This is a genomic window from Polaribacter sp. HA6-7, assembly GCF_055693625.1.
In genome coordinates this window covers 2,078,284-2,104,693 of record NZ_CM146338.1, presented here as the reverse complement: position 1 = coordinate 2,104,693, position 26,410 = coordinate 2,078,284, and the positions used below count along the sequence as shown (strand labels likewise).

General features: G+C 29.8%; 22 protein-coding genes and 5 pseudogenes. 19 read left to right on the top strand and 8 right to left on the bottom strand.

Features of this window, described 5'->3' with window-relative positions; translation table 11 throughout:
• The first annotated feature begins 14 nt into the window (after positions 1-14).
• Entirely contained in the window at positions 15-608 is a 594-nt protein-coding gene (locus ACZ1HD_RS11740; protein WP_472687525.1) for a hypothetical protein, read from the top strand.
• Here the strand turns inward: ACZ1HD_RS11740 and ACZ1HD_RS11735 are convergent.
• Complete coding sequence (locus ACZ1HD_RS11735; RefSeq protein ID WP_472687524.1) at positions 598-2,112, bottom strand: hypothetical protein; 1,515 nt, start codon at positions 2,110-2,112, stop codon at positions 598-600. The genes ACZ1HD_RS11740 and ACZ1HD_RS11735 overlap by 11 nt on opposite strands.
• Before the next feature lie 50 nt (positions 2,113-2,162).
• The gene (locus ACZ1HD_RS11730) at positions 2,163-3,203 is read right to left on the bottom strand and encodes a glutaminyl-peptide cyclotransferase (RefSeq protein WP_340933059.1); all 1,041 of its coding nucleotides are present in this window, start codon (positions 3,201-3,203) and stop codon (positions 2,163-2,165) included.
• 252 nt (positions 3,204-3,455) lie between these two features.
• Here ACZ1HD_RS11730 and ACZ1HD_RS11725 point away from each other — a divergent pair, with 252 nt between their 5' ends.
• From ACZ1HD_RS11725 to ACZ1HD_RS11710, 4 genes are all read left to right on the top strand, one after another.
• Positions 3,456-3,707, top strand: a complete 252-nt coding sequence (locus ACZ1HD_RS11725; RefSeq protein ID WP_077809799.1) for a type B 50S ribosomal protein L31 — start codon at positions 3,456-3,458, stop codon at positions 3,705-3,707.
• 221 nt (positions 3,708-3,928) lie between these two features.
• Complete coding sequence (locus ACZ1HD_RS11720) at positions 3,929-4,981, top strand: glutamate synthase-related protein (RefSeq protein WP_472687523.1); 1,053 nt, start codon at positions 3,929-3,931, stop codon at positions 4,979-4,981.
• A complete protein-coding gene (locus tag ACZ1HD_RS11715; RefSeq protein ID WP_472689347.1) occupies positions 4,936-5,436 on the top strand; it encodes a glutamate synthase-related protein in 501 nt (166 codons plus the stop codon). Before ACZ1HD_RS11720 ends, ACZ1HD_RS11715 begins: the two co-directional genes overlap by 46 nt.
• 10 nt (positions 5,437-5,446) lie before the next feature.
• Entirely contained in the window at positions 5,447-6,406 is a 960-nt protein-coding gene (locus ACZ1HD_RS11710) for a YpdA family putative bacillithiol disulfide reductase (RefSeq protein ID WP_472689346.1), read from the top strand.
• A gap of 65 nt (positions 6,407-6,471) precedes the next feature.
• Here ACZ1HD_RS11710 and gcvP read toward each other — a convergent pair.
• Positions 6,472-9,309 (bottom strand): annotated as a pseudogene (gene gcvP, locus ACZ1HD_RS11705) (aminomethyl-transferring glycine dehydrogenase).
• Between the two features lie 186 nt (positions 9,310-9,495).
• On the opposite strand from gcvP, the gene ACZ1HD_RS11700 reads away from it, so the two are divergent.
• Together ACZ1HD_RS11700 and serA are read left to right on the top strand one after the other, a co-directional pair.
• A complete protein-coding gene (locus tag ACZ1HD_RS11700) occupies positions 9,496-10,317 on the top strand; it encodes a UbiA prenyltransferase family protein (protein WP_472687522.1) in 822 nt (273 codons plus the stop codon).
• Between the two features lie 138 nt (positions 10,318-10,455).
• Positions 10,456-12,348, top strand: a complete 1,893-nt coding sequence (gene serA / locus ACZ1HD_RS11695; protein ID WP_079737020.1) for a phosphoglycerate dehydrogenase — start codon at positions 10,456-10,458, stop codon at positions 12,346-12,348.
• 79 nt (positions 12,349-12,427) lie between these two features.
• Here serA and ACZ1HD_RS11690 read toward each other — a convergent pair whose 3' ends face one another.
• Both ACZ1HD_RS11690 and ACZ1HD_RS11685 read right to left on the bottom strand, forming a co-directional pair.
• On the bottom strand, positions 12,428-13,132 hold the full coding sequence (locus tag ACZ1HD_RS11690) for a C40 family peptidase (protein WP_472687521.1): 705 nt from the start codon (positions 13,130-13,132) through the stop codon (positions 12,428-12,430).
• 37 nt (positions 13,133-13,169) lie between these two features.
• The gene (locus tag ACZ1HD_RS11685; protein ID WP_472687520.1) at positions 13,170-13,484 is read right to left on the bottom strand and encodes an SH3 domain-containing protein; all 315 of its coding nucleotides are present in this window, start codon (positions 13,482-13,484) and stop codon (positions 13,170-13,172) included.
• Between the two features lie 243 nt (positions 13,485-13,727).
• Here ACZ1HD_RS11685 and kynU point away from each other — a divergent pair, with 243 nt between their 5' ends.
• From kynU to ACZ1HD_RS11625, 12 genes and pseudogenes are all read left to right on the top strand, one after another.
• A complete protein-coding gene (kynU, locus tag ACZ1HD_RS11680; protein WP_472689345.1) occupies positions 13,728-14,984 on the top strand; it encodes a kynureninase in 1,257 nt (418 codons plus the stop codon).
• Positions 14,985-14,988: 4 nt separating this feature from the next.
• The gene (locus tag ACZ1HD_RS11675) at positions 14,989-15,465 is read left to right on the top strand and encodes a hypothetical protein (protein WP_472687519.1); all 477 of its coding nucleotides are present in this window, start codon (positions 14,989-14,991) and stop codon (positions 15,463-15,465) included.
• A gap of 22 nt (positions 15,466-15,487) precedes the next feature.
• A pseudogene (locus ACZ1HD_RS11670) lies at positions 15,488-16,896 on the top strand (FAD-dependent oxidoreductase).
• Positions 16,897-17,415, top strand: a complete 519-nt coding sequence (locus ACZ1HD_RS11665) for a DUF1697 domain-containing protein (RefSeq protein WP_472687518.1) — start codon at positions 16,897-16,899, stop codon at positions 17,413-17,415.
• A gap of 64 nt (positions 17,416-17,479) precedes the next feature.
• Positions 17,480-17,825 (top strand): annotated as a pseudogene (locus ACZ1HD_RS11660) (RidA family protein).
• Between the two features lie 4 nt (positions 17,826-17,829).
• A pseudogene (locus ACZ1HD_RS11655) lies at positions 17,830-19,273 on the top strand (aldehyde dehydrogenase).
• Positions 19,266-19,484 (top strand): DUF6500 family protein, encoded by a 219-nt coding sequence (locus ACZ1HD_RS11650; RefSeq protein ID WP_077809786.1) that lies wholly within the window; start codon positions 19,266-19,268, stop codon positions 19,482-19,484. The pseudogene ACZ1HD_RS11655 and the gene ACZ1HD_RS11650 overlap by 8 nt, the downstream one beginning before the upstream one ends.
• Positions 19,485-19,535: 51 nt before the next feature.
• A complete protein-coding gene (locus tag ACZ1HD_RS11645) occupies positions 19,536-20,312 on the top strand; it encodes an SDR family oxidoreductase (protein ID WP_472687517.1) in 777 nt (258 codons plus the stop codon).
• A gap of 63 nt (positions 20,313-20,375) precedes the next feature.
• The gene (locus tag ACZ1HD_RS11640) at positions 20,376-20,945 is read left to right on the top strand and encodes a hypothetical protein (RefSeq protein WP_472687516.1); all 570 of its coding nucleotides are present in this window, start codon (positions 20,376-20,378) and stop codon (positions 20,943-20,945) included.
• Positions 20,946-20,960: 15 nt separating this feature from the next.
• On the top strand, positions 20,961-21,488 hold the full coding sequence (locus ACZ1HD_RS11635; RefSeq protein ID WP_472687515.1) for a 3-hydroxyanthranilate 3,4-dioxygenase: 528 nt from the start codon (positions 20,961-20,963) through the stop codon (positions 21,486-21,488).
• Between the two features lie 3 nt (positions 21,489-21,491).
• Complete coding sequence (locus ACZ1HD_RS11630; protein WP_079737009.1) at positions 21,492-22,574, top strand: amidohydrolase family protein; 1,083 nt, start codon at positions 21,492-21,494, stop codon at positions 22,572-22,574.
• Positions 22,575-22,695: 121 nt separating this feature from the next.
• Positions 22,696-22,992, top strand: a complete 297-nt coding sequence (locus ACZ1HD_RS11625; RefSeq protein ID WP_472687514.1) for a hypothetical protein — start codon at positions 22,696-22,698, stop codon at positions 22,990-22,992.
• Positions 22,993-23,043: 51 nt separating this feature from the next.
• Here ACZ1HD_RS11625 and ACZ1HD_RS11620 read toward each other — a convergent pair whose 3' ends face one another.
• The 3 genes and pseudogenes from ACZ1HD_RS11620 to ACZ1HD_RS11610 form a co-directional block, all read right to left on the bottom strand.
• Complete coding sequence (locus tag ACZ1HD_RS11620) at positions 23,044-23,664, bottom strand: hypothetical protein (protein ID WP_472687513.1); 621 nt, start codon at positions 23,662-23,664, stop codon at positions 23,044-23,046.
• Between the two features lie 29 nt (positions 23,665-23,693).
• Positions 23,694-23,990 (bottom strand): DUF2141 domain-containing protein, encoded by a 297-nt coding sequence (locus ACZ1HD_RS11615; protein WP_472687512.1) that lies wholly within the window; start codon positions 23,988-23,990, stop codon positions 23,694-23,696.
• A gap of 224 nt (positions 23,991-24,214) precedes the next feature.
• A pseudogene (locus ACZ1HD_RS11610) lies at positions 24,215-26,373 on the bottom strand (TonB-dependent receptor).
• Positions 26,374-26,410: the final 37 nt, after the last annotated feature.

Below are 26,410 nucleotides of genomic sequence, written 5' to 3'. Positions count from 1 at the left end.
TTTGTACGAAAATAATGCCTCGAATTATAGGAAATATTCTAGCTGCTGAAATTTCTGTTGTTTATTACGGTCTTTTTAATTGGAGGAAGAGAAAGTTAAAAGAAAATGAGTTTTCTTATCATAAAGAAAGCACAGCTAATAGTGTAATTACGGGGTTTCTATTGGTTATTGCTGTAGAAGCGTTTGTAACACATTCTATGATAAAGGTGGGTAATAGCAAAGGGACATTTATTTTAACGACCTTAAGTATTTATACCTTTTTACAAGTATTGGCGCTTATAAAATCTTTATCGAGAAGACCTGTTTTTATAGACTTAAAAAAGAAACAAGTAGTTTTAAAATTCGGCATTTTAGCAAATGCAATTATTCCTTTTGAAACAATTAAAGAGATAGAGGTTTCTACGAAAGAGTTTTCAGAAAAATCTCCAATAAAGTACTTTTCGCCGTTAGGAAGCTCATCAGGACATAATGTAATTATTTATTTGAATAAAAATATAAAGTTCGAAAGTTTTTACGGTTTTAAGAAGAAAGCAACGTCTTTGGCTGTTTTTATAGATGCTAAAAACGATTTTGTAAATTTAATTAAAAAAGAAATGATTAATCATTAAAAATAATATGCTGATAAGCGCCAATATCAGGATTTGAAGTTCTGTCTACACCTAAGATATCAATATTAAAAGGAGTAGATAAAGCTTTATTTATAGCGTCACTATTCTCACCAATTATAAAATTACTCTTCTGAGTATCTTTAAAATTAGCATTTCCGTTTAAAATAATATCACTGTAATTTGTGTTGTTGTTAAAGTCTAGTTCTGTAATGCCTTCAAAAGAATTATTGGTATCATTAAAAAGGATCATACAATTTTTGATGGCATAATTAAATAAACTCCCATTATTTAAATTATCTAAAACAAACTCTATATTATTATTGCCTTCAAAAATACAATTGGTAAAATTTGCAGCTTTTAAATCTCTAGTTTCTGCAATTTCTTCTCCACTTTCATTTGTATAGGTAAAAAAGTTATTTACTAACACGGCTGGTAATTGTCTTATTCCATTGTTCCAATAATTTGCGAAAGTACTGTGGGTAAAATTATAAGTTCCTCCAATGGTAGCGGCCAAAGAGGCTTGACCTGCAGAACCAATTACAACATTATTTCCTTCAATATTTGTTTCTCTAGCTAAAATTCCGAAGTTAGAATGGTTGTAGATTTCGGTATTTTCTAATTTTAAAGTTGGCGATGTACTGCTGCCTATACTATCAATTAAAATTCCGATGATACCATTTTTTATAATTGTGTTTTTTATTTCGTTTTCTGTACTTCCGGCTCGCATCCAAAGAGTTCCCCATTGTCCAGGAATTTCACTAAAACTATTTTCTAGTCTATCACCTTCAAAAATAACTTTATCATTAAGAGTTCCGTTTACTTTTAAGGTAGCTTTATTGTCTACGATTAAACCCGAATTATCATGAAAATGAACTCTTGCACCAGCTTCTATAGTAAGTGTTTTATTTGCAGGTACCGCAGCATAACCATAAATTACAGTTGGTTTTGTTTTATTAAAAATAAGTTCATCATCATTTAAAAAACGACCTTTAATTGTCGTTGGTTCTCCGTCTAAAGTTAAACTATCAATTTTCATAGAGATAGCATCTTTACCCGGATAAATAAAGTTTGCATCTTCAACCAAAGTAACCAAATCTACGTTTTGTTCTTTATCTCCGTTATCAAATAAAATTCTGTCTATATACAACGGATTTGTTTCTGCCGAAACATCTACTGTAGTTTCTATAAATACATAGATACTATCTTTAGCAAGAATATCTATATTATTAAATGTTTTACCAGCAATACCATCTACATTTAGTCTATAATTAGAACTGTTTCCTTTTTCTAAAGTAATATAAGGAATGGTGATTGCATTATTACTTCTATTATATACTTTTAAATTATAAGTTGCAGAACCAATATTTGTAAAAACAGTATCTAAAAAAACGGTGTCTTTAGAAAATTCTAAAGCTCCAAAACTTTCTATTGTAGAGAAATCTTTTCTGCAAGAACTTACAGAAATTAAAGCAATACAAATAACGAAAGAAATAAAATAACGCATAAATTAATGTTTTGTAAGTATAAGTTCTTATATACGTAAAAGTAATATAATTATTGCTTAACCAATTCTATTTCAAATAATTTGCCCCAATATTTACCGGTAACAAACAATCTGTTATTTTCTGCATCGTATGCAATACCATTTAAAACCTCATCGTTTTCTACTAATTTCTGAGTTTTAGACATCACTTTTTCTAAACCTCTTAAGTCTCCTAAACCTTCTACAATACCAGTTTCTGCATTAATAATTGCAATCGTGTTTTTTTGATACTTATTAGCGTAAATTTTACCATTAACTAACTCTAATTCGTTTAAATAATTTACAGAACGATCATTAGTGTATGCTTGTATAAAACGTTTTTCTTTAAGTGTGTTTGGGTCTAGAAACCAAATTTTATCAGAACCATCAGATTTTATAAGTTCTTTATCGCTGTGCGTTAAACCCCAACCTTCTTTACTTTTATTGTAAGCAAATTCCTTTTCTAATTCAAAAGTTTCTAAATCGTAAACAAAACCTTTGTTACTTTCCCAGGTAAGCCAAATTATTTTGTCATCCACAATTGTCATTCCTTCACCAAAATATTTGTTGTCTAAATCTATTTTTTGTAAAACTTTACCCGTTTTTATATCTACTTTTCTAAGAGTAGATTCACCTCTACGACCCGTAGTTTCATATAAATAACCCTTATAAAATTCTAGCCCTTGTGTGTAAGCTTTTGTGTCGTGCGGATATTCATTAATAATTTTAAATTTATAGATGGCAGGTTTTGTATTGGCAAAAACTTCAATAAATCCATTCGTTTTTTTAGTTTTACCATCAAAAAAAGCAAGTGCATTTACAGCATGTTTACCTACACCCAAATCTTTGGTATTTATGGTAGCAGTATTACCGTTACTTTCTACTTGTTTACCGTTTACGTAAAATTGTACTTTTTCAATTTCTTTGCTGTCTTTTTCTGTTAGTTTTAAGGTAACAGATTCATTTAAAACAGCTTTATTTGGTTTTTCTAGAATAAATTTATAATCATTAGAACAAGATATTGTTAAAAATAACGTTGTTAAAAGTGTTACTAAAGTAGAAAATTTCTTCATTATTTATATAGATTTCAATATATTAGAACGTAAAGATTCAAAAAAATCAGCATAAAAAACAACTTTTATGTATTAAAAGAAGCATAAAAAAGAACTTTATTAAAATAAAAACAATTTATTTATTTGTAAATTAAAAAATAAGCTTAAATTTGCATCCTCAAAATAGTTAATAACAGCTATTTAGAATTTTGAGTAAAACTTTACCAACTTTACTCTTACAAACATAACATTAAAGTATTAAATATATTAAAAATGAAAAAAGGAATTCATCCAGAAAATTATAGACTGATTGCTTTTAAAGACATGTCTAACGGAGACGTATTTTTAACGCGTTCTACTGCAGATACAAAAGAAACTTTAGACGTTGATGGTGTAGAGTATCCTTTAGTAAAATTAGAGATTTCTAGAACTTCTCATCCATTTTACACTGGTAAATCTAAACTTATTGATGCTGCAGGACGTATTGACAAGTTCAAAAACAAATATGCAAAATTTAAGAAATAATTTTCTTAAGTTTTTCAAACATATTAAAAGCTCTAACATTAATTTGTTAGAGTTTTTTTGGGCGTTACCTTACAGGTCGGGCTTTACTTTTCAATCTTTTTATTCATTCTTCATAAAAAGGATTTCCAATTCAATCCCTAACGCAAACTATTTGCCAAAGCAAGTACAATTTTCGTGCTAATTTCATTATTTTTAAACCTTTTTAAAATATACTTTATATAATGAGAAATACCATACTTGCAATATTATTTGCAATCACAATTTTAGCTGGAGTTTTAGTTTATTTTATTCCTCAAATAGGCACAATAATATTACTATCAATATCTGGTTTGCTTAGTTTAATTGCTGTTTATGATAGTTTACAAACCAAACACTCGTTATTAAGAGCATTTCCGTTAGTAGCTCGTTTACGTTGGTTTTTCGAAGAAGAAAGAGATAAAATTCAGCAATATTTTATAGAAGACAATTTAAACGGAACTCCCATAAATAGAGAAAAAAGAAGTATTGTTTATCAAAGATCTAAATTAGAAAAAGAAACCATTCCTTTTGGTACACAACATAATGTTTATAAAAAAGGATATGAATTTGTAAAACATTCACTTTTTCCTACTGCACACCACGATATAATTGGCGATAAAATTACTTTTGGTTCAGATAAGTGTACTCAAAAATATAAAAGTTCTATCATAAATATTTCTGCAATGTCTTTTGGTTCGCTTAGTAAAAATGCAGTTATGGCGTTAAATCAAGGAGCAAAAATGGGCGATTTTGCACATAATACTGGCGAAGGCGGAATTTCTCCTTATCATTTACAAGGCGGTGATTTAATTTTTCAAGTAGGAACGGGTTATTTTGGTGCAGGAAAATCTATAAATGGTAAACGTGTTTTTGATGATGAAATTTTCAAAAAAAATGCTGTTAGACCAGAGGTTAAAATGATTGAAATTAAGTTTTCTCAAGGTGCCAAACCAGGTCATGGCGGAATTTTACCAGCTAAAAAAAACACACAAGAAATCGCAGAAATTAGATCTGTAACTCCGGGTACTCAAGTTGATTCTCCTCCAGGTCATTCGGCATTTTCTAACTATGATGAGTTAATTCAGTTTATTCAAAAAGTAAGAGAGTTAGCGAATGGTAAACCTGTCGGAATTAAATTATGTGTTGGTGATAACCAAGAAATATCAGAAATGATTACTGCATTTGCAACGCATAATAATTACCCGATTTTATTTCTGTTGATGGTGGAGAAGGAGGAACTGGTTCTGCTCCTTTAGAATTTACAAATTACATTGGTACGCCTTTAATAGAAGGTTTGGTTTTTATCAATAAACAATTATTAAAACACAACTTAAAAAATCAAATTAAAATAATTGCAAGTGGTAAAGCCGTAGATGCTTTTGATGTGGTAAAATATCTAGCTTTAGGTGCAGATGCTGTTGGTATGGCAAGAAGTTTTATGTTAAGCTTAGGTTGCATTCAAGCAAGAGAATGTAATTTAGATACTTGCCCAGTTGGTGTTGCAACCCAAGATGAAGATTTGGTGAAAGCGCTTGTTGTAGAGAAGAAAAATGTTCGAGTAAAAAATTATCATTCAAAAACGGTAGTAGCAATTAAAGAAATTATTGCAGCTTTAGGTTTGCATTCTATTTCCGAATTAGCACCAAACCATATTTTTAGAAGAAGGAAAGATGAAGAGGTAGTTAGTTTAGATGAAGTTTATTACAACTAAAAATAGTTTTATGAATTTGTATGATGTTATTATTGTTGGCGGAGGCCCAATAGGAATTGCTTGTGGTTTAGAAGCTAAAAAGAAAGGATTAAAATATCTAATTATAGAAAAAGGTCCAATTGTAAATTCTCTATACAATTATCCTGTTAACATGCAGTTTTTTTCTTCTTCAGAAAAATTAGAAATAGACAATATTCCATTTATAAGTAAAGAAGCCAAACCAAGAAGAAACGAAGCTTTGGAGTATTATAGAAGAATTGTAACTTCAAATAAATTAAAATTACATTTATTTGAAACGGTAAATTCTATAGATAAAAATGAAAAGGAGTTTACAGTAAACACTTCAAAAAATACATACATAGCAACTAATATTATAATTGCAACTGGTTTTTACGATCTGCCAAATTTAATGGATGTTGAAGGTGAAAATCTATCTAAGGTTTCCCATTATTATAACGATCCTCATTTTTATGCAGGTCAGAAATTAGCTGTAATCGGTGCAAGTAATTCTTCTGTTGATGCTGCATTAGAATGTTACAGAAAAGGTGCTGAGGTAACTTTAATAGTTAGAGGAGAAGAAATTGGGCAACGTGTAAAGTACTGGGTAAGACCAGATATTATTAATAGAATTAAAGAGGGAAGTATAAACGTTTTTTACAATACAACAGTGAAAGAAATTACAGATAAAAATGTAATTGTAAATACTAAAAATGGTATTAAAACAATAGAAAATGATTTTGTATTAGCCTTAACTGGTTATAAACCAAATTTTAAATTTTTAGAAAATGTAGGTGTTCAGTTTTCTAAAGACGATAAGAAAATACCCGTATATAATGATGAAACTATGGAAACAAATGTAAAAGGTGTTTATTTAGCTGGAGTAATTTGTGGAGGTTTAGAAACTCATAAATGGTTTATAGAAAATTCTAGAATTCATGCAAAAATGATTGTAGATGATATTGTCCAATAAAAAATTTATAAAATAAAAAACCACCTAGATTTTAGGTGGTTTTTTTATAATTATTTAATCAATTATTACATGTAATCTTCAATAGGATTACAAGAACAAATTAAATTTCTATCGCCATAGGCATCATCAACTCTTCTTACAGTTGGCCAAAACTTATTTTCGGCAATGTACTCTAAAGGAAATGCAGCTTGCTTTCTAGTGTAAGGTAACTCCCATTCATCCGAAGTAAGCATTTCTTGTGTATGAGGAGCATTTTTTAAAGGATTGTTTAAATCTTCTTTTGATGCATTTTTAATTTCTTCTCTAATAGAAATCATGGCATCACAAAAACGATCTAATTCTGCTAAACTTTCAGATTCTGTAGGTTCAATCATCATTGTTCCTCCTACAGGAAAAGAAACTGTTGGTGCATGAAAACCATAATCCATTAAACGTTTTGCAATATCTACAACTTCGATACCTTTTTGTTTAAAATCTCTACAATCAATAATCATTTCGTGTGCTGCACGACCTTTTTCTCCGGTATATAAAGTTGGATAATGTTCTTCTAAACGCTCTTTAATGTAGTTTGCGTTTAAGATTGCATTTTTAGTAGAATTAGTCAATCCGTCTGCACCTAACATTGTTATATATCCGTAAGAAATTAAACAAGCTAAAGCAGAACCCCAAGGAGCGGCAGAAATTGCAGTAATTGCGCTTTTGCCACCAGTTTTAATTATTGGATTTGTTGGTAAAAACGGAACTAATTGTGGAGCAACACAAATTGGCCCTACACCAGGACCACCACCACCATGAGGAATGGCAAAAGTTTTATGCAAATTAAGATGACAAACATCTGCACCAATTGTAGCAGGATTTGTTAGACCAACTTGAGCGTTCATATTTGCTCCGTCCATGTAAACTTGTCCACCGTTATCGTGAATAATTTTAGTTATTTCTTTAATTTCTTTTTCGTAAACACCATGAGTAGAAGGGTAAGTTACCATTAAAGCCGCTAAGTTGTCTTTATGTAACGTTGCTTTTTCTCTTAAATCTTCTACATCGATATTACCGTTTTCTGCAGTTTTAGTTACAACAACCTTCATACCAGCCATAACTGCAGAAGCAGGATTTGTACCGTGTGCAGAAGCAGGAATTAAACAAATATTTCTATGAGAATCATTATTTGCTTGATGATAAGCTCTAATAGTCATTAAACCGGCAAATTCACCTTGTGCACCAGAGTTTGGTTGTAAAGATGTACCTGCAAAACCTGTAATAATATTTAATTGATGTTCTAAATTTTTTAAAACTTCTTGATAACCTTCTGCTTGATTTAAAGGAACAAATGGATGAATATTTCCCCATTGAGGATTACTTAAAGGCAACATTTCTGATGCAGCATTTAATTTCATTGTACAAGAACCTAAAGAAATCATAGAGTGATTTAAAGCTAAATCTTTACGCTCTAATTTCTTTATGTAGCGCATCATATCTGTTTCCGATTGATACGTGTTAAAAACTTCATTGTCTAAGAAAGTAGTATTTCTTAATAAAGATTCGTTTAAAATAGTTGTTGTTTCGGTAATGCTTGTGGTTTTAAATTAAAAGCCTCTTCAAAACAAGAAATTATTTCTTTTAAAGCAGCCTTATCTACAGTTTCATTTATAGATATAGAAACATGGTTTTTATCAATATAATTAAAGTTTATCTCTTTAGATTCTGCTACGGTTTTTAATTTATCTGCTTCAACTTCAATTAAAAGAGTATCAAAATAAGATTTATTAAGTTGTTTAAAACCTAAGTTTTCTAAAGCATTTGCTAATAGATTTGTATGTTGATGTACATTGTTAGCAATATACTGTAAACCATTTTTACCATGATAAACAGCATACATACCAGCCATAACAGCTAATAATACTTGTGCTGTACAAATATTAGAAGTTGCTCTTTCTCTTTTTATATGTTGTTCTCCGGTTTGTAATGCCATTCTTAAGGCACGTTTACCATTCATGTCTTTAGTAACCCCAATTATTCTACCAGGAATACTTCTTTTGTAAGCTTCTTTTGTAGCAAAATAAGCTGCATGAGGACCACCATAACCTAACGGAATACCGAAACGTTGTGTAGTACCCACAACTACAGATGCACCAAAATCTCCAGGAGCTTTTAATTTAACTAATGATAAAATATCAGCAGCAACTGCTATTTTAATGTCGTTATTATTCGCTTTTTCAGCAAAAGATTCATAATCAAATATTTGACCGAATTTACCAGGATATTGCAATATTGCTCCGAAAAAATCATCATCAAAATTAAACTCTTCATGGTTTCCGACAACTAATTCTATACCAATTGGTGTAGCTCTTGTTTCTAAAAGAGAAAGTGTTTGTGGTAAAATTTCATCAGAAACAAAAAACTTATTTGCTTTTGCTTTTTTCTTAGCTCTTTCTCTTACATCGAACAACAAAGCCATTGCTTCTGCAGCAGCTGTAGATTCGTCTAATAAAGAAGCATTTGCAAGCTCCATACCTGTTAAATCACAAACCATTGTTTGGTAATTTAGCAAAGCTTCTAATCTACCTTGAGCAATTTCTGCTTGGTAAGGTGTGTAAGCTGTATACCAACCCGGATTTTCTAATATGTTTCTTTGAATAACACTTGGTACAATTGCTTCGTTATAACCTAAACCAATATAACTTTTAAACACTTTATTTTTTTCTGATAAAGCTTTTATATGTGCTAAGTATTTATACTCGCTCATAGATTCTTCTAAATCTAGTTTGTTTTTTAAAAGAATGTTGTCTCGGCACAGTTTCATTAATTAACTGTTCTAAACTATCTGCATTAATAGCTTTTAACATTTTTTCTTGTTCCTTTTTATTAGGACCAATATGTCTAAGTTGAAACGAATTTGTATTCATTAATTAAGTTTTGTGAACGATTGATTTCAATCGATTTAGTGTTGTTTTTTTGATGTCTAAAAAACGTATTTTTTGACCGCTCAAAAATAAGGATTTAATAAATTATTTTCTAACCGAAAACGTATAAAATGATGTTAATTATTAACTAAAAATTAATGTTATGAACAGAAACGTTATTTTTGTTTAATGAAGTTTTTAAAAATATTTATAAATTTTTACCTAAATGCCAGTATTCATGTGGCTTTGGCAGTTTTTTCGCTTGTAAAAATTACTGAACAATATTTTGAACTTTCTTTACATCAAAACTTATCAATATTTATATTTTTTAGCACAATAACAGGGTATAATTTTGTGAAATATGCAGGTGTTGCTAAATTGCATCATAGAAGTTTAACAAATAACTTAAAGGTAATTCAGGTTTTTTCTTTTTTTTGTTTTTTAGCAATGTGTTTTTATGCTTTTAAACTCCAAAAAGTGACATTGTTATTCACTTTGCCTTTTCTTCTTTTAACTTTTTTATATGCAGTACCTTTTCTAAGTGGTTTCGATAAAACTTTAAGAGAAGTTAGTTATTTGAAAATTGTTGTTGTAGCTATTGTTTGGGCTGGTTTTACGGTTTTAATTCCCTGTGTAGAAGCTGGTATTCAATTTAATTTTAAACTATTTTTAGTAATGCTACAGCGTTTCTTAATTGTGGTAGTGTTAATACTTCCTTTTGATATTAGAGATGTAAAATATGATGCAATTTCTTTGCAAACAATTCCAAAAAAAATAGGAGTTGAAAAAACAAAAAAGTTAGGTTTAACCCTTATGATTCTTGCTTTGATTTTAGAATATGCTATAAATGTAAACGGTATTTCTAAAAATGCCTTTATGATTTTCTTTTTTCTAGTTATCATTTTATTAATGCGATCTAAAATCAATCAATCTAAATACTACAGTTCATTTTGGGTAGAATCATTACCTATAATTTGGTGGTTATTTCTTTTAGGATTCCGTAATTTATAACAACATTTACAAGGTTTTTTATCAACTTTAATATTATTGATGTTAATTATAATAGATATCATAAAACTTTAGTTTGGCTTTCTATTAAGCCACTATATTTGTAGATTTACAGAGAATAAATCAATCAAGATTTTTATAATGATCACTACAAAAAGAAACTATATTTTCGATTTTGACAGCACACTTACTAAAGTGGAAGCTTTAGATGTTTTAGCCGAAATAACATTAACCGATAATCCTAAAAAAGAAGCTATAATTCAAGAAATTATAGATATTACAAATTTAGGTATTGATGGCGAAATTTCTTTTACAGAATCTTTAGAAAGAAGAATTAAGTTATTAAAAGCAAATAAGGCAGATTTAAGTAACTTAGTAGTCGCATTAAAAAAGCAAGTTTCTAAATCAATAGAAAGTAACAAAGAATTTTTTGAGAATTTTGCAGACGATATTTATGTAATTTCCTGCGGATTTAAAGAATTTATAGATCCTATTGTTAAAGAATACAATATTCCTTCTGAGCGTGTGTATGCAAATACATTTACGTTTGCAGAAGACGGAGAAATAATTGGTTTTGACGCTGATAATCCGTTATCAAAACATAACGGAAAAATTGAGTGTTTAAAAGACATGAATTTAGACGGAGAAATACAAGTGATTGGCGATGGTTACAGCGATTATGTAACTAGAGAAGCAGGTATTGCTGATAAGTTTTTTGCTTATACAGAAAATGTTTCTAGAGAAAAAACAACAGAAAACGCAGACCATATTGCCCCAAATTTAGATGAATTTTTATACGTAAACGATTTGCCAAGAAATATAAGTTACCCAAAAAATAGAATTAAAATATTATTATTAGAAAACGTACATCCAGATGCTTTTAAGAAGTTATCTAAAGATGGATTTTCTGTAGAAACTGTATCTAAAAGTTTGTCTGAAGACGAATTGATAGAAAAAATTAAAGATGTGCATGTTTTAGGTATTCGTTCTAAAACAAATGTTACACAAAAAGTTGTAGATGCAGCAGAAAAATTAATGGTTGTTAGTGCTTTTTGTATCGGTACAAAACAAATCGATTTAGATGCGTGTAAAGAAAAAGGTATTGTTGTTTTTAACGCACCTTACAGTAATACACGTTCTGTTGTAGAATTAGCAATTGGAGAAATTATTATGTTAATGCGTAGTGTTTTTCAAAGAAGTACAGAAATTCATAATGGGCAATGGAACAAAACAGCAGAAGGTTCTAAAGAAGTTCGTGGTAAAAAATTAGGTATTGTTGGTTACGGTAATATTGGTAAGCAATTATCTGTTTTAGCAGAAGCTTTAGGTATGGATGTTTATTATTATGATGTTGAAGATAAACTAGCTTTAGGAAACGCAACAAAAATGAGCACTTTAGAAGAGTTGTTAGCAATTTCTGATGTTGTTACTTTACATGTTGATGACAACGCGGCAAATAAAAATTTCTTTGGCGAAAAAGAAATTTCTCAAATGAAAGATGGTGCTCATTTGGTAAACTTATCTAGAGGTTTTGTTGTAGATATAGAAGCTTTAGTTGCTGCTTTAAAAAGCGGTAAAATTGCAGGAACAGCAGTTGATGTTTATCCGTCTGAACCAAGAAAAAACGGAGAATTTTATACTGAATTAAAAGGATTGCCAAATGTTATTTTGACTCCGCATGTTGGTGGAAGTACAGAAGAAGCGCAAAGAGATATTGCAGATTTTGTACCAAGTAAAATAATGGCGTACATTAATTCCGGTAATACTGTTGATGCTGTAAACTTTCCTAACATTCGTTTACCAAGGCAAACAAATGCACACAGGTTTTTACATATTCATAAAAATGTACCTGGTGTAATGGCTAAAATTAATAAGGTTTTAGCAGAATACGAATTAAACATTAACGGTCAATATTTATCTACAGATCCTAAAGTAGGTTATGTAATTACAGATTTAGATAAAGAATACAATAAAGAAGTTATAGACGAGTTAAGAAAAATTGAAGGAACAATTAGATTTAGAGTTCTGTATTAACAATCAAAATCACAATCAACACAACAAAAAAGCCTTTCAATATTTTATTGAAAGGCTTTTAATTTTTTTAGACGATTTCTTAGAATTTAAATTCTTCTTTAAGATTGATAATCTCTTTATCTTTTATGCCTAAATAGCGTTTGCTACCTAAATATCTGTTTTTATTAAATGCATCAAAATGTGGTTGTAAAGAATCCATAGAACTTATATGTACATTGCCAGATGCATGTATAAATTCTTGCTTATTATTACCAAACCAAATACCAACATGTACAACTCGTCTTTTTTTAGTTTCTGTAGCTTCAGTTCCAAAAAAGAGTAAATCGCCTTTTTCTAAATTCTCGAAATTTAGTTTTTCGTCAACTTGTTTACCTGCATTAATTTGTTGTGAAGCATCTCTAGGAATTACAAAACCATTCATTAAATAAACCATTTTCGTAAAACCACTGCAATCAATTCCTTTAGAAGAAGTTCCGCCCCATAAATAAGGAAAACCTTCTAGTTTTTTTGCAACTTTTTCTACATTTTCTTTTGATGGTTGCAGGTTTTTTAACCAATTTTCATAAACAACAGCCTCACTTTTTTTAACAAAACCAGTTCTATTGTCAGGATATTTAACTTCGTAAAAACTGGCATCTTCAGAAAGATATTTTAAAAGTCCGCCCAAAGTAATATCAGAAACTATTGCTGCATTTTGTTGTTTTGAATTGTAAACATATCCAAAATTCTTTGTAAAAATTATTTTTTTAGAAGCATTCCAAGTATCAAATTCACCTTTATTCATTTTCTGTATTCCGCCTTTATCAACCCAAGAAATGTAATTATCTCGGAGTTTGAATTCTATAGAAATCGCCAGCTTTATCTAAAATTTTTAAAGACATACCTAACAAACCTTGCGTGCCTAACTCTGCAGAATGTTTTGGTGCAGATCTAATATTTATTACAGAATTTCTTGCTACTGCAAACATTTTATTTCCAACAACCGTATCTGGTAAAACTCTAATATTATTAATGTAAGAAACATCTAAAGACTGCAAACTATCAACTAATTTTTGATACGCTTCTTTAGAATTTGTCATTCCTGTAGCAATTATTTTATCATCAGAATTATCAAAATTAATATCAAAAATTGCCACTCTTTTGTCTCAGTGCATATTGTTCTTTTATACTTTTACTAACACCTTCTAAACCTGTTATAAGGATGCCGTTGTTGCTACAAGATATGTATATTAAAAGCGAAAATATAATAGCTAATTTTTGAAATTTCATTGTTTAATTTTTCTAATTATATAAAAAATAAAGGTAGTAATTTATTCAGATTAATTTAATTCTAAATTTAGATTGTTTTATATTTGAAGACACTCATTTTTTTATAATTGATGAAATATCAAAACAACTTAGCATTTGCAAAAGAGCAAGATAAAGAAGATTCACTTTCTTATTTACGCAATCGATTTCTTATACCTAAAGATAAAAATGGTAACAATTGGTTGTACTTTACAGGTAATTCTTTAGGCTTACAGCCAAAATCTACCAAAGATTATATAAATCAAGAATTAGAAGATTGGGCAAATTTAGGCGTAGAAGGACATTTTGAAGCTAAAAATCCGTGGTTAAATTATCACGAATATTTAACCGATAAAATGGCGAAAATTGTAGGCGCAAAACCTCTAGAAGTTGTTGTAATGAACACACTTACAACCAATTTACATTTGCTAATGGTTTCTTTTTATAGACCAACAAAAACAAAGTATAAAATTGTTATCGAAAGTGATGCTTTTCCTTCGGATAGATATGCTGTACAATCTCAATTAGAATTTCACGGTTTTTCTAAAGAAGATGTTATAGAGTGGAAACCAAGAAAAGGAGAAGAACTTTTAAATATCGAAGATTTAGAAACAATTGTAGCAGAACATGGAGATGAAATTGCGTTGTTATTAATTGGAGGTGTAAATTATTATACTGGTCAGTTTTTAGACTTAAAGAGAATTGCAGAAATTGGGCATGCAAAAAATTGTATTGTCGGAATTGATTTAGCACATGGAGCAGGAAATATTTCTCCGGATTTACATAATTCGAGTAGATTTTGCAGCTTGGTGTACCTACAAATACTTAAACTCGGACCAGGAAGTTTAGCAGGTTTGTTTGTACATGAAAAACATGCAAAAAATAAAGATTTACCACGTTTTGCAGGTTGGTGGAATCACAATAAACAAACTCGTTTTAATATGCGACAACCATTTGATGTGATGGAAGGTGCAGAAGGTTGGCAATTATCGAATCCGCCAATATTATCTATGGCAGCCATAAAAGCATCTTTAGATATGTTTGATGAGGTTGGTATGGATGCTTTACGAGAAAAATCAGAAAAATTAACAGGTTATTTCGAGTTTTTAATCAATGAAATTAATTCTGATGATATTAAAATAATTACGCCCTCAAACCCTAAAGAAAGAGGTTGCCAATTATCTATTCAGGTTAAAAATGCCGATAAAAGTTTGCATAAAAAACTAACCGAAAACAATATTATTACAGATTGGAGAGAACCAGATGTGATACGTTGTGCTCCAACACCAATGTATAATTCTTTTGAAGATGTTTACAGAATGGTAGCTATCTTAAAAGGATTGTTGTAGGATTATGAATGTAATATTTCACATAACAGCAGGTGTAACTATTTTTTCAGTAGTTTCTAAAAAAGAAACTAAAGAGGATAAAATTAACTTACTTGTCTATGTATTTAGTTTTGTTCTTGGAGTTATATCTCACGGGATTTTAGATTATATACCTCACTGTTATCCATTAAATTCTAAGGTTGATGTAATCTTGGGTTTATTTATTATCCTTATTTTACTTTATGTTGTAAAAAAACATGTTAAACTATTAATAGCAATAATTTTATTAGGATGTATTTCTCCGGATATTATTGATTTATCACCTAAAATTTTGAATTCAATTTTTAATATTAATTTACCAATTTTTGATAATATTTTTCCTTGGCATTTTTATGATTATTCAGGTTCTATTTACAATGATGATTGTAAAGTTTCAGGTGTAAATCATTTATTAACATTGGTTTTTTGCACAATAATTATTTTTTTAATCGTAGGAATTTAAAAAAAGTTTTAAACAAAATATAATGAACAAAAATGATAAAATATTAATAATTGGTGCAGGTTTATGCGGAAGTTTGTTAGCTTTAAGACTTGCACAAAGAGGTTTTAAAGTTGATGTTTACGAAAGTAGACCGGATTTAAGAACTGTTGATATTTCTGCCGGAAGAAGTATAAATTTAGCATTATCAGACAGAGGTTTAAAGGCATTGCGCTTATGCGGTATGGAAGAGAAAGCACGCGAAATTTGTATACCAATGTATGGTAGATTAATGCATGATCGAGAAGGCAATACCTTTTCTTCTAATTATTCGGAAGAGAAAATGAATACATAAATTCTATTTCTAGAGGAGATTTAAATGCAATTTTATTGGATGAAGCAGAAAAACATGAAAATGTAACCATTCATTTTAATAAAAAATGTAAAAATGTAGACATAGAAAACAAAATTGCACATTTTAAAGATTACAAAACCAAAGAAGAATTTTCTATTGAAGCAGCAGTTATTTTTGGTGCAGATGGTGCTGGTTCTTCTTTAAGAAAAAGTTACATATTAGAACGTAAATTTTTGTTTAGTTATTCTCAGAATTATCTAAATCACGGTTATAAAGAATTAGAAATTCCTGCAGATTCATCAGGAAAACACCAAATTAGTAAAGAGCATTTACATATTTGGCCTCGTGGAGATTTTATGTTAATTGCACTGCCAAATATGGACGGAAGCTTTACCGTAACTTTATTTTTAAGTTATGATGAAGGAGAATATAATTTTGAAAATTTAACATCCGAAGAAAAAATTACAGCGTTTTTTGAAAAAGAATTTCCGAGATGCTTTGGCATTAATTCCTAATATAAAAGAAGAATTTGTAAACAATCCAACGGGTCCTTTAGGAACCATAAAATGTTCTCCTTGGTCTTATCAAAATAAAACGCTTTTAATTGGCGATTCTTCGCATGCAATTGTACCGTTTTACGGACAAGGAATGAATGCTTCTTTTGAAGATGTTTTTGTGTTAGATGAAATTTTAAATCAAGATTTAAAAGATTGGAAATCGATTTTTAAAACCTATCAAAAGACTCGAAAGAAAGATACAGATGCTATTGCAGACTTAGCGATAGATAATTTTCATGAAATGAAAGACCATGTTGCTAATCCGCTTTTTAAAGAAAAAGAAAAATTGAAATGGATTTAGAAAAAACATTTCCAAAACAATATTCATCTAAATATTCTTTAGTTACTTTTAATGAAAACATAGGGTATTATGAGGCTTTAAAACGAGGTAGAGCGCAAGATAAAGCTTTGTTAAATTTAATTGCTGATGATACTATTCACACTCATTTAGACATGACTAAGCAAGAGCTGGAAGTTATTTTAGATAAAGTAATTAAAGAAACGAATGAGATTTTAGAAGAAGATAAAATAGCAGGTTTATAAATGAAAAAATATATCGTTTTATTACGCGGAATTAATGTGTCGGGAAAAAATAAAATTCCGATGGTAACATTACGAGAATTATTAAACGATTTAGAATTTCAAAATGTACAAACTTATATTCAAAGTGGTAATATAATTCTAACTTCAGAACAGTCGAAACTAGAAGTTTCTAAACGTATAAAAAAAGGAATTTTACAAAAGTTCGATTTAGATATTCATGTAATTGTAAAAACTGTTTTAGAGTTAAATGAAATTGTAAAAAACTATCCTTTTTCTCTTGAAAATGAAAAAATTGTAGCATTCACATTTTTAGATAAAATTTCTGATAAAGAAACCATTGAGGTTAAAAATGTTGGTGAAGATTTATATAAAATAGTAAAAGATGTAGTCTATTTAAATTGTAAATCCGGTTTCGGAAAAACGAAACTTACCAATAATGTTCTAGAGAAAAAATTAAATGTAAATGCTACCACAAGAAATTTAAAAACTACATTAAAATTAGCAGAATTAGCAAAGTAAATATGTCAGAAAAAAAGTAACACCAAGAGGCGCTTATCCGCATGTAAAAGTTGTTGGAGATTTCATTTTTGTATCGGGTACAAGCTCTAGAAGACCGAGACAATTCAATAGCCGGAGTAGATATTATTGATGAAATGGGAACGAAGTTTTTAAATGCAGAAACGCAAACCAGAGAAGTTTTAAAAAACATAGATAAAAATTTACAAACGGTTGGTGCAAGTATAAAAGATGTAGTAGATGTTTCTTCTTTTTTGGTAAATATGAATGATTTTGCAGGTTACAATAAAGCGTACGCAGAGTTTTTTGACAAAGAAACTGGCCCTACAAGAACTACAGTAGCTGTGCATCAATTACCGCATCCGGATTTGGTTGTAGAAATAAAGGTTACGGCTTACAAAAAACAAGCTTAATCAAATGAAAATACAAAACTACATCAACGGAGAGTTTGCAAACCCAGTTTTAGACAATTGGTTAGATAATTACAATCCTTCTAAAGGAGAAGTATATGGGCAAATTCCTAATTCAACAATAGAAGATGTAGAAAATGCCTATTTAGCTGCAGAAAATGCTTTTGCAAGCTGGTCTCAAACAACTTTAGCTACAAGAAGTAAAATCTTATCTAAAATTGCAGATTTAATTAGAACTAAAGTTACTTTTTTAGCAGAAGCAGAATCTAAAGACAATGGTAAGCCAATAAGTTTGGCAAAAGCTATAGATATACCAAGAGCAGCTGCTAATTTTCAGTTTTATGCGAATGCAATTACACAATTTTCATCAGAAGCACATGAAAGCGTTGGTTTAAATGCTATAAACTTTACTTTACGTGAACCAATTGGTGTGGTTGGTTGTATTTCTCCGTGGAATTTACCGTTATATTTATTTACTTGGAAAATTGCACCCGCAATTGCAGCAGGAAACTGTGTTGTAGCAAAACCAAGTGAAATTACGCCTTTAACAAGTTATCTTTTAGGAGAAATTTGTACAGAAGCTGGTTTACCTAAAGGAGTTTTAAATATTGTTCATGGTTTGGGTACAGGTGCGGGACAAGCAATTGTTGCACACCCTAAAATTAAAGCTATTTCTTTTACTGGCGGTACAAAAACAGGAGCTCATATTGCAAAAGTTGCAGCACCAATGTTTAAGAAATTATCTTTAGAATTAGGAGGCAAGAATCCGAATATCATTTTTGCAGATTGCGATTACGAAAAAATGTTAACAACCACAGTTCGTTCTTCTTTTGCCAATCAAGGACAAATCTGTTTATGCGGAAGTAGAATTTTTGTTGAAGAAAGTATTTTTGAAAAATTTAAAAGAGATTTTATAAAAAAAGTATCAGAATTAAAAGTAGGAAATCCGTCTGAAAGCGATACAAATATCGGCGCTTTGGTTTCTAAAGAACATTTAGAAAAGGTGAAAAGCTATATTGATATTGCAGAGAATGAAGGTGGTGAAATTTTGTTTGGAGGAAATAAATTAACTGTAAAAGATAGTGAAAATGGATACTTTTTAGAGCCTACAATTATAGAAGTTAGTAGCAATAAATGTAAATTGAATCAAGAAGAAATTTTTGGTCCAGTGGTAACTTTAATGTCTTTTAAATCTGATAAAGAAGCTTTAGAATTAGCAAATGATACAAAATATGGTTTGTCTGCAACTGTTTGGACAAATAACTTAAATAGAACAATGCAGTTTTCTAAACAATTAAAAACAGGAATTGTCTCGGGTAAATACTTGGATGATGCGAGACCTAAGAACACCTTTCGGTGGACAAAAAGCAAGCGGGATAGGAAGAGAAGGTGGTTTTGAAGCTTTGCGTTTTTTTACCGAACAAAAAAATATATGCTTACAATATGAATAAAGAGATAAGAGCAAAAATTGTTGAGGTTTGTGATGATAAAATCGCTAAAAAAGGAGAAAATGTTGGTTTGTCTTTTTATGCTTTTTTCAAAAACAAAAATGATAATCCGAAGTTGTTAATGCAAGTTGCCACTTGGTGGATTGAAACACATCAGCTAGATCATTTTGAAAAAGCAGCTAAGATTAAACAAATGATGATTGATAACAAATAATAAAATTGAATTAAAAGAATACTATTAATTTGATTTTTTAAAGCTAAAAGAATGAATTTAAATTTAAAAAATAAAAACGCATTAGTTTGCGGTAGTACACAAGGTATCGGTAAAGCAACCGCAATTCTTTTAGCAGAAGAAGGTGCAAATGTTACACTTATTGCTAGAAATGAAACTAAATTGAAAGAAGTTTTATCCGTTTTACCAAGCAACAATCAGCATCATAATTATTTGGTGGCAGATTTTTCGAAACCGAATCAATTAAAAGATGTTTTAGAAAGTACTAGTTTAAATTTTCATGTTTTAATCAATAATACTGGTGGTCCTGCTGGCGGTCCAATTTTTAACGCAAAAATAGAAGAGTTCGAAAATGCTTTTACGCAACATTTAAAATGCAATCATATTTTGGTTCAGAGTCTTGTTCCGTTTATGAAAGAAGAATGTTTTGGTAGAATTGTAAATGTAATTTCTACTTCGGTAAAACAACCTTTAGATGGTTTAGGAGTTTCAAATACTATTAGAGGTGCAGTTGCCAGTTGGTCTAAAACAATGGCAAATGAACTTGGTCAGTTTGGTATAACAGTAAACAATGTGTTGCCAGGAGCAACAAACACAGAGCGTTTAAATGAAATTATTAAAAATAAAGCAAATAAATCAGGCTTAACAGTAGATGAGGTTGCAACAAATATGAAAAATTCTTCTCCTGCAAAACGCTTTGCAAAACCAGAAGAAATTGCTGCGGCTATAGTTTTTCTTACCAGTGAAAACGCAAGTTTTATTAACGGAATTAATGTACCTGTTGATGGTGGTAGAACAAAAAGTTTATAGTTCGATTCATATAAAATTAAAAACACTAACTTTAAAGAATAATTAACCAAACTTTAAAATATTATGAATCGTAGAAAATTTCTATTTTCATCTGCAATTACTGCGGGTGCTTTATCAATTACACCAACCGCTACATTAGCAAGTAATAACTATAAAACCTATGCAGGTTTAAAAAGTTTTGCTGGTTTTAGCAACAACTTGTCATTATCTAGCTTACCTAGTAGCTTTCTAAAAACATGTAATAATTTAATTACAGATTTAAAAAGTGAAGATTATAGTGTTTCTAATCATGCGATTAAACTAAATAGTAATTGTTATGCTATTTCTATTCAAAAGAGTTCTTTATTAGGATTTAAGTCTAATGAATTGGCTTTATTAATTAATGAAAAAGGGAATAGCAATTATTATATTTTAGAAGAAGAATTAGCAACTGAGTTTACTAGTTTAATAGAAAATTATAAGTACAATATGAATGCCTTAAACTTTAATTATAGTTTATCTGATTTTGCTTTTCCTGTAGAGGTTTTAGAAAGTAAAAAAGGTCTTATTAGTATTTTTTCTTTTAAAAATAAGTTGAATAATACAATCACTTTAAAAAGAGTTAAAAAACAATCAAAAGCTATTGTTTGTTAAAATAATAATTAATGTATGAGTAATTTAGTACAACCTATAAATTTTAAAAAATGGATTGATGAACATCGTCATTTATTAAAACCACCTGTTGGTAATAAACAGGTTTGGGATAATGGCGAGTATATTGTAATGGTTGTTGGTGGGCCAAATAATAGAAAAGATTATCATTACAATGAAACTCCGGAGTTTTTCTATCAATTAGAAGGAGATATGATTTTAAAAATTATAGATTCTGATGGAATACAAATTGATGTTGAAATTAATGAAGGTGATATTTATTTATTACCAGGTAAAGTACCACATTCACCACAAAGAAAAGAAAATACAGTTGGTTTGGTAATTGAATACCCAAGATCTGAACGTATGTTAGATGCTTTAGAATGGTATTGCGAAAATTGCGGAAACCAATTGTATAGAGAAGAATTTCCTTTAGATAACATCGAAACTGATATGCCAATAATTTTCGATAAATACTATTCTGATAAAGAAAAATGTACTTGTAGTAATTGTGGTACTGTAATGTCTGCACCAAATAAAATATAGTAAATGAAACGCAAATTACGTATTAACGGTCATTCTCATTTATTACCTTATCCAGAAGAAATTCCTGAATTTATGAAAGAAAAGGAAATTTTTTGGGTAGATGATGAGCGTAAACACATGTTACAAAAAGGTTGGCGACGACCTGTAACAGATTCTAGTTTTTTCTTAGATGAAAAATTACTTTGGATGGAGAAAAATAAGATAGACCATGCGGTTGTTCTAAATCTTTCTCAATTGTATGGTAATGGTTTACGTTTAGAAGAAATGAAAAAAGCATTGCGTTTTCAAAATGACTTTAACGCAAAAGTGCAAAGAGAACATCCTTCTAAATTTACTTGCGGATTTGTTGTGCATCCGGGGTTTATTTATGGTGCGTTAGATGAAATGAAACGTTGTGTAGAAGAATTAGATTTAAAAGTTTTGTGTTTACCAACACATTTTATGGATTCTATTGGGCAATGGCGTTGTGTTTTTGATGAAGAAAATGATCGAATTTTTGAACTAGCAGATAAATACAAGTTGGCAATCGAAATTCATCCATATGATGGTGATAAGATGATTAAATTAGAAAATACCAATTGGCGTTTTCATTTAATTTGGATGTTAGCACAATGTGGTGATGCTTATCATTTTTATACCTTAAATGGTATGCAAGAGCGTTTTAAAAATATTAGAACTTGTTTTGCGCACGGTGGGCAATTGGCACAAATGAATTTGGGAAGAAGAATTCAAGGTTTCGACGGAAGGCCCGATTTGTTTGAGGGCAAAACGCATCCTAGAAAAGCTGTAGGACATAAAAACATATTTTTTGATACACTTGTACACGATACAGATTCTTTAAAACTAATGTTTAAAAGACAAGGAACAAATCAAGTTTTAATGGGCTTAGATGATCCTTATCCTTTAGGTGAAATGGAAAGTGATAAACAATCTTCTTATCCTGGTAAAATATTAGATTTAGCTATTGATCAAAAAATAATTTCTGAAAGTGAAAAAGAAGAAATTTGGGAAGACAATGTTTTACAATGGCTTTTTGGTGAAGATGAGAAAGCCAAACAAGACTTAATAAATAAAATTATAGGATAATGTCTAAATGGCTACTTAGAAAAGCTTCGGCTCTAGAGCTAAATTTAAAGAAACCGGAGACTTTTCGAGTAGAAGAGGAGGTAAGTTTTCAAATTTTGAAGATTTACCTACTAAAGAATCTATGCAAGGTAAAAATTCTAAAAAAACATATTTAGATACAACTTTGGTAAATAGGTGGTTACAATCTAAAATAGATCAAGATTTTGATGAGGTGTATTCCGAATTTCTAACTCGTATTCAACCAAAATATTTAGATGCTTATAGAAATTGTATTTATGAGTATTTAGAGCCAAGAAAGTCTGTAGTAATTGAAGGGAAAACTATTTTTGGTACTTTTCATGATGCAAAAATAAAATTACCAAATGGTAAAAAGAAATTGTATGTAGACCTAGAATCTAATAAAATTAAAAAGGCATAAAAAAAACTTGAGAATATTCTCAAGTTTTTTTATGATTAGTTTTAGATGTTGTTATTCGCATTGTTTTAAAACTTCTTCAGCTCTATTTTGCATAAACTTCGGATAAAATTCAATTTCAATTTTTTCTTTTTTACCAAGCTCAATTGCGCGCTTAATTTCAGAACAATATGGTTTTGTAGATTGCCCGAAATATTTTGCAGTTCCCATATTCCACTCTGCATTCCCTAAAATAACTCTTGGGTTGTTTGGCGCAATTTCTAATGCTTTTGCATATAATTGATTTGTTTTTCCGGACAAGGTCATTCCGTATTTTTGACCATCAAAAGCAATATATCCTAAATTTAAAAGTGCTTGCGTAATTAATATTTCTGGGTTATTTTCTGAGTTAGCTTTTGCAATGTCTAAAAATTCTTGAGCCTTTGTTAATTTTGCTTTTAAAGCTGTTTCGTCTTTTAAACCAAAACTGCTTAATATCTCTACGTTTGCGGTGTAATATGCTGGCAACCATTTTGTAGGTTCTGCTTTAGAAATTCTTTCAAATAATTGAGAGCTCTCTGTCATTTTACCTTGTTTCCAAAGCGAGAAAGCTTTTTGCATTCCTTTTTGATATTTTGTTTGCGCAGCAATTCCTGTCGCAATGAAAATTGCGATAATTAAAATAGATTTTTTCATTTTAAAAAGTTTTTGTGGTTTGGTTAATTTTATATTTCGATGTGTATTGTTTTATCTTCAGAAAGTATAAACTTTGCATCGCTGTATTTTGGTGGTCCCATAAATCCAGTAGCGTTATTAGAGCAACCGTAATCCTCTTTTGGTATTCCAAAGAAATTGGTGTCCATTTTTTTATTATTATTTTCATCATGCACAAAAGAAACGGCATATTCTCCTTTAGGTAAGTCTTTAAAAATAACTACAGATTTTTTATTTTTTATTTTAGCAAGACTTCCTTTAAATTGTTTTTTTAGAAAAAGTTCTTCCTTATTGTAAACTCCTACCATTAAAGTTCCTTTATCAGAATTTAAACCGAAATGTTAATAGTTAAATTTACTGTAGATTCTTGTGCTTTAGTAGTTGATAAACCTGTAAAAATAAGTGCGATTATTAGAAGAATGTTTTTCATAATTTTTTTTAATTTGTTTAACACTGTAAATATCGAATGTTTTTTCAAAATTAAAACAACAAACATACCGAATTGTTGTTTTTTATAACCGAATTGTAAATTTTACAAGTTATCTAACTGATTTGTGTTTTTGTTATTACTAATTGTCCGTAAGAAACCAATAAAAAAGAAACGATCTGCGTTTGGTATAATTGCTTGTCTGTTAAAGTTTCCGTTTGGTTCTCGGCGTGTTTTTGTAATTATAACCAAATACATTTTGAGTGCCCAAAACATTATTTACAGAAAAGTAAAGTATCTTTTGTTGATCTATTAAATATGCCCAATTTACACTTAAAGAGTTGTAGTTTTTTGTTTTATTATTAAGAAAACCAACTTCGTTAGGGTTTGTATAGTTTCTGCCTGATGCAAAGTTGTACGTAAAACCAAGTTGACTTTTCCAACTTTCTACCCAATGCTTTGCTACTAAAGACAGATTATGTTTTGATGCAAAACTTGGTGTTGCCGCTGTTGGGTAATTTCTATAATCTCTTTCTGTATCTAAATAAGAATATGAAACCCAGTAATCTGTATTTTTAATTTTTCTGTTCTGTCGCCGAATATGTCGAAACCTTTTGCATAACCATAACCATTATTGTTATAATTACTAGAAAATGCAGGTGTATTTCTATCAAATTTAACAAGATTATCGTAGTTTTTTAGATATGCCTCAATTCTAAAGATTTGACCTTGTTTGATTGCTTGATAGTTCGCAATTACATGCGATGTGTTTTCTGCTTTAAAATTTTGGTTGAATTTTAAATAGTCATTTTTCGGATTTTGGTAAAACTGTCCGTAGGCTAAAGAAACTTGAGAGTTTTTACTAATTTTATGCGCAATAGAAATTCTAGGGGAAACGGTAAATTCATTTAGAAGTTCTGAGTTTTCTAGTCTTAAACCTACTTTTGCTGCTAAACTTTTAGAAAAGAAAATATCTGTTTCTACAAACGATGCAAAAATATTATTGTCAAAATCAAATTCATAAAAATCGTTTGTGTTAGAAATGTAATCTTCATTAAAATTTGTAATAAAATATTCAGCACCAAAGCTTAGTTTAAATCTATTAGAAAACCTTTTTCTTAATTTAACCTTTACATGCATTGAGTTTTCGTTGTCTAAAACTGTATCATCAAAAATGTTTATATCAGAATAATCGTTTGTAAAACTTAAACCAGTTTCTAACCTCCAATTGTTTGCAAATTTATTTTTGTAAGATGCATTAAAATATAAGTTTCGATTTTTTAAACCAAACTGAAATCCGTTTTCGAAGTTAATATCCTCTTGAATTAAATCGAAAGAAGTATAACTAAAAGCACCATATAATTTGAGTAAAGATTCATTTTCGAATTTGTGTCTATACACCATTTCTCCGTTTAAAGATTGTACAGGTTTGGTCCAAGTATTTCTGTCTCGGAAATGCTGCTTGATAAGGCGCTAGATTGATATATGAAGCATTTATACTGAAAGAATTTTTACCCCAAATTTGAGTGTTTCCAACACCTAAACCTAGTGTCATAAAAGATATATCTGTTTTTTCTTCTAAAGGCTCATCAATAGTATTTAATTGTAAAACACTTGACAATGCTTGTCCGTATTCGGCAGAATAACCTCCTGTAGAAAAAGAAATTCCTTTAAATAAAAACGGAGAAAATCTACCTCTGGTTGGTATATTTCTAGCTGCCGGTGCATATGGTGTAAATACTCGCATTCCGTCGATAAAAATCTGAGTTTCTTCTGCTTCTCCACCACGCACAAACAACCTGCCATCTTCGTCTACAGTGGATGTACCAGGTAAAGTTTGTAGAGCGCCCATAACATCGCCTAAAGCACTTGCAGTAGTTACAATATCTAAAGGTTTTAAGACGGTTACTTTTGCTTTTTCGCCAGCTTCAAAAGTTCCAGCGTTAATAGTAACTGCATCTAAAGAATTTACATCTTCTCTTAGTTTTACTTTTAAATTTTTTAATGAAGTAACACTGGCAGTTTTTATAAATGTTTCAAAAGAAATATAAGAAATAACAATTGTTTGATTTCCTTTTTCTGATGTAGAGAAAGAAAACTCTCCTTTTTCGTTTGTCGAAGATCCATCATAAGTTCCATCTAAATACACGTTAGCACCTTCTATAGGGAAATTTTTAGAATCTGTTACTTTACCGTGAAATTGTTGTTTGGGCAAATAATGATATTTGACTTATTGTAAATAGAAAAAATAAAATACGTTTCATCGGTTTGGGTTTTTTGATATTACAAAGATGAAACGAC

Coding starts and splice junctions, on each gene's coding strand:
- ACZ1HD_RS11740 (WP_472687525.1), top strand. CDS start 15: ATGCCTCGAATTATAGGAAATATTCTAGCTGCTGAAATTTCTGTTGTT.
- ACZ1HD_RS11735 (WP_472687524.1), bottom strand. CDS start 2,112: ATGCGTTATTTTATTTCTTTCGTTATTTGTATTGCTTTAATTTCTGTA.
- ACZ1HD_RS11730 (WP_340933059.1), bottom strand. CDS start 3,203: ATGAAGAAATTTTCTACTTTAGTAACACTTTTAACAACGTTATTTTTA.
- ACZ1HD_RS11725 (WP_077809799.1), top strand. CDS start 3,456: ATGAAAAAAGGAATTCATCCAGAAAATTATAGACTGATTGCTTTTAAA.
- ACZ1HD_RS11720 (WP_472687523.1), top strand. CDS start 3,929: ATGAGAAATACCATACTTGCAATATTATTTGCAATCACAATTTTAGCT.
- ACZ1HD_RS11710 (WP_472689346.1), top strand. CDS start 5,447: ATGAATTTGTATGATGTTATTATTGTTGGCGGAGGCCCAATAGGAATT.
- ACZ1HD_RS11700 (WP_472687522.1), top strand. CDS start 9,496: ATGAAGTTTTTAAAAATATTTATAAATTTTTACCTAAATGCCAGTATT.
- serA (WP_079737020.1), top strand. CDS start 10,456: ATGATCACTACAAAAAGAAACTATATTTTCGATTTTGACAGCACACTT.
- ACZ1HD_RS11690 (WP_472687521.1), bottom strand. CDS start 13,132: ATGAATAAAGGTGAATTTGATACTTGGAATGCTTCTAAAAAAATAATT.
- kynU (WP_472689345.1), top strand. CDS start 13,728: ATGAAATATCAAAACAACTTAGCATTTGCAAAAGAGCAAGATAAAGAA.
- ACZ1HD_RS11675 (WP_472687519.1), top strand. CDS start 14,989: ATGAATGTAATATTTCACATAACAGCAGGTGTAACTATTTTTTCAGTA.
- ACZ1HD_RS11665 (WP_472687518.1), top strand. CDS start 16,897: ATGAAAAAATATATCGTTTTATTACGCGGAATTAATGTGTCGGGAAAA.
- ACZ1HD_RS11650 (WP_077809786.1), top strand. CDS start 19,266: ATGAATAAAGAGATAAGAGCAAAAATTGTTGAGGTTTGTGATGATAAA.
- ACZ1HD_RS11645 (WP_472687517.1), top strand. CDS start 19,536: ATGAATTTAAATTTAAAAAATAAAAACGCATTAGTTTGCGGTAGTACA.
- ACZ1HD_RS11640 (WP_472687516.1), top strand. CDS start 20,376: ATGAATCGTAGAAAATTTCTATTTTCATCTGCAATTACTGCGGGTGCT.
- ACZ1HD_RS11635 (WP_472687515.1), top strand. CDS start 20,961: ATGAGTAATTTAGTACAACCTATAAATTTTAAAAAATGGATTGATGAA.
- ACZ1HD_RS11630 (WP_079737009.1), top strand. CDS start 21,492: ATGAAACGCAAATTACGTATTAACGGTCATTCTCATTTATTACCTTAT.
- ACZ1HD_RS11625 (WP_472687514.1), top strand. CDS start 22,696: ATGCAAGGTAAAAATTCTAAAAAAACATATTTAGATACAACTTTGGTA.
- ACZ1HD_RS11620 (WP_472687513.1), bottom strand. CDS start 23,664: ATGAAAAAATCTATTTTAATTATCGCAATTTTCATTGCGACAGGAATT.
- ACZ1HD_RS11615 (WP_472687512.1), bottom strand. CDS start 23,990: ATGGTAGGAGTTTACAATAAGGAAGAACTTTTTCTAAAAAAACAATTT.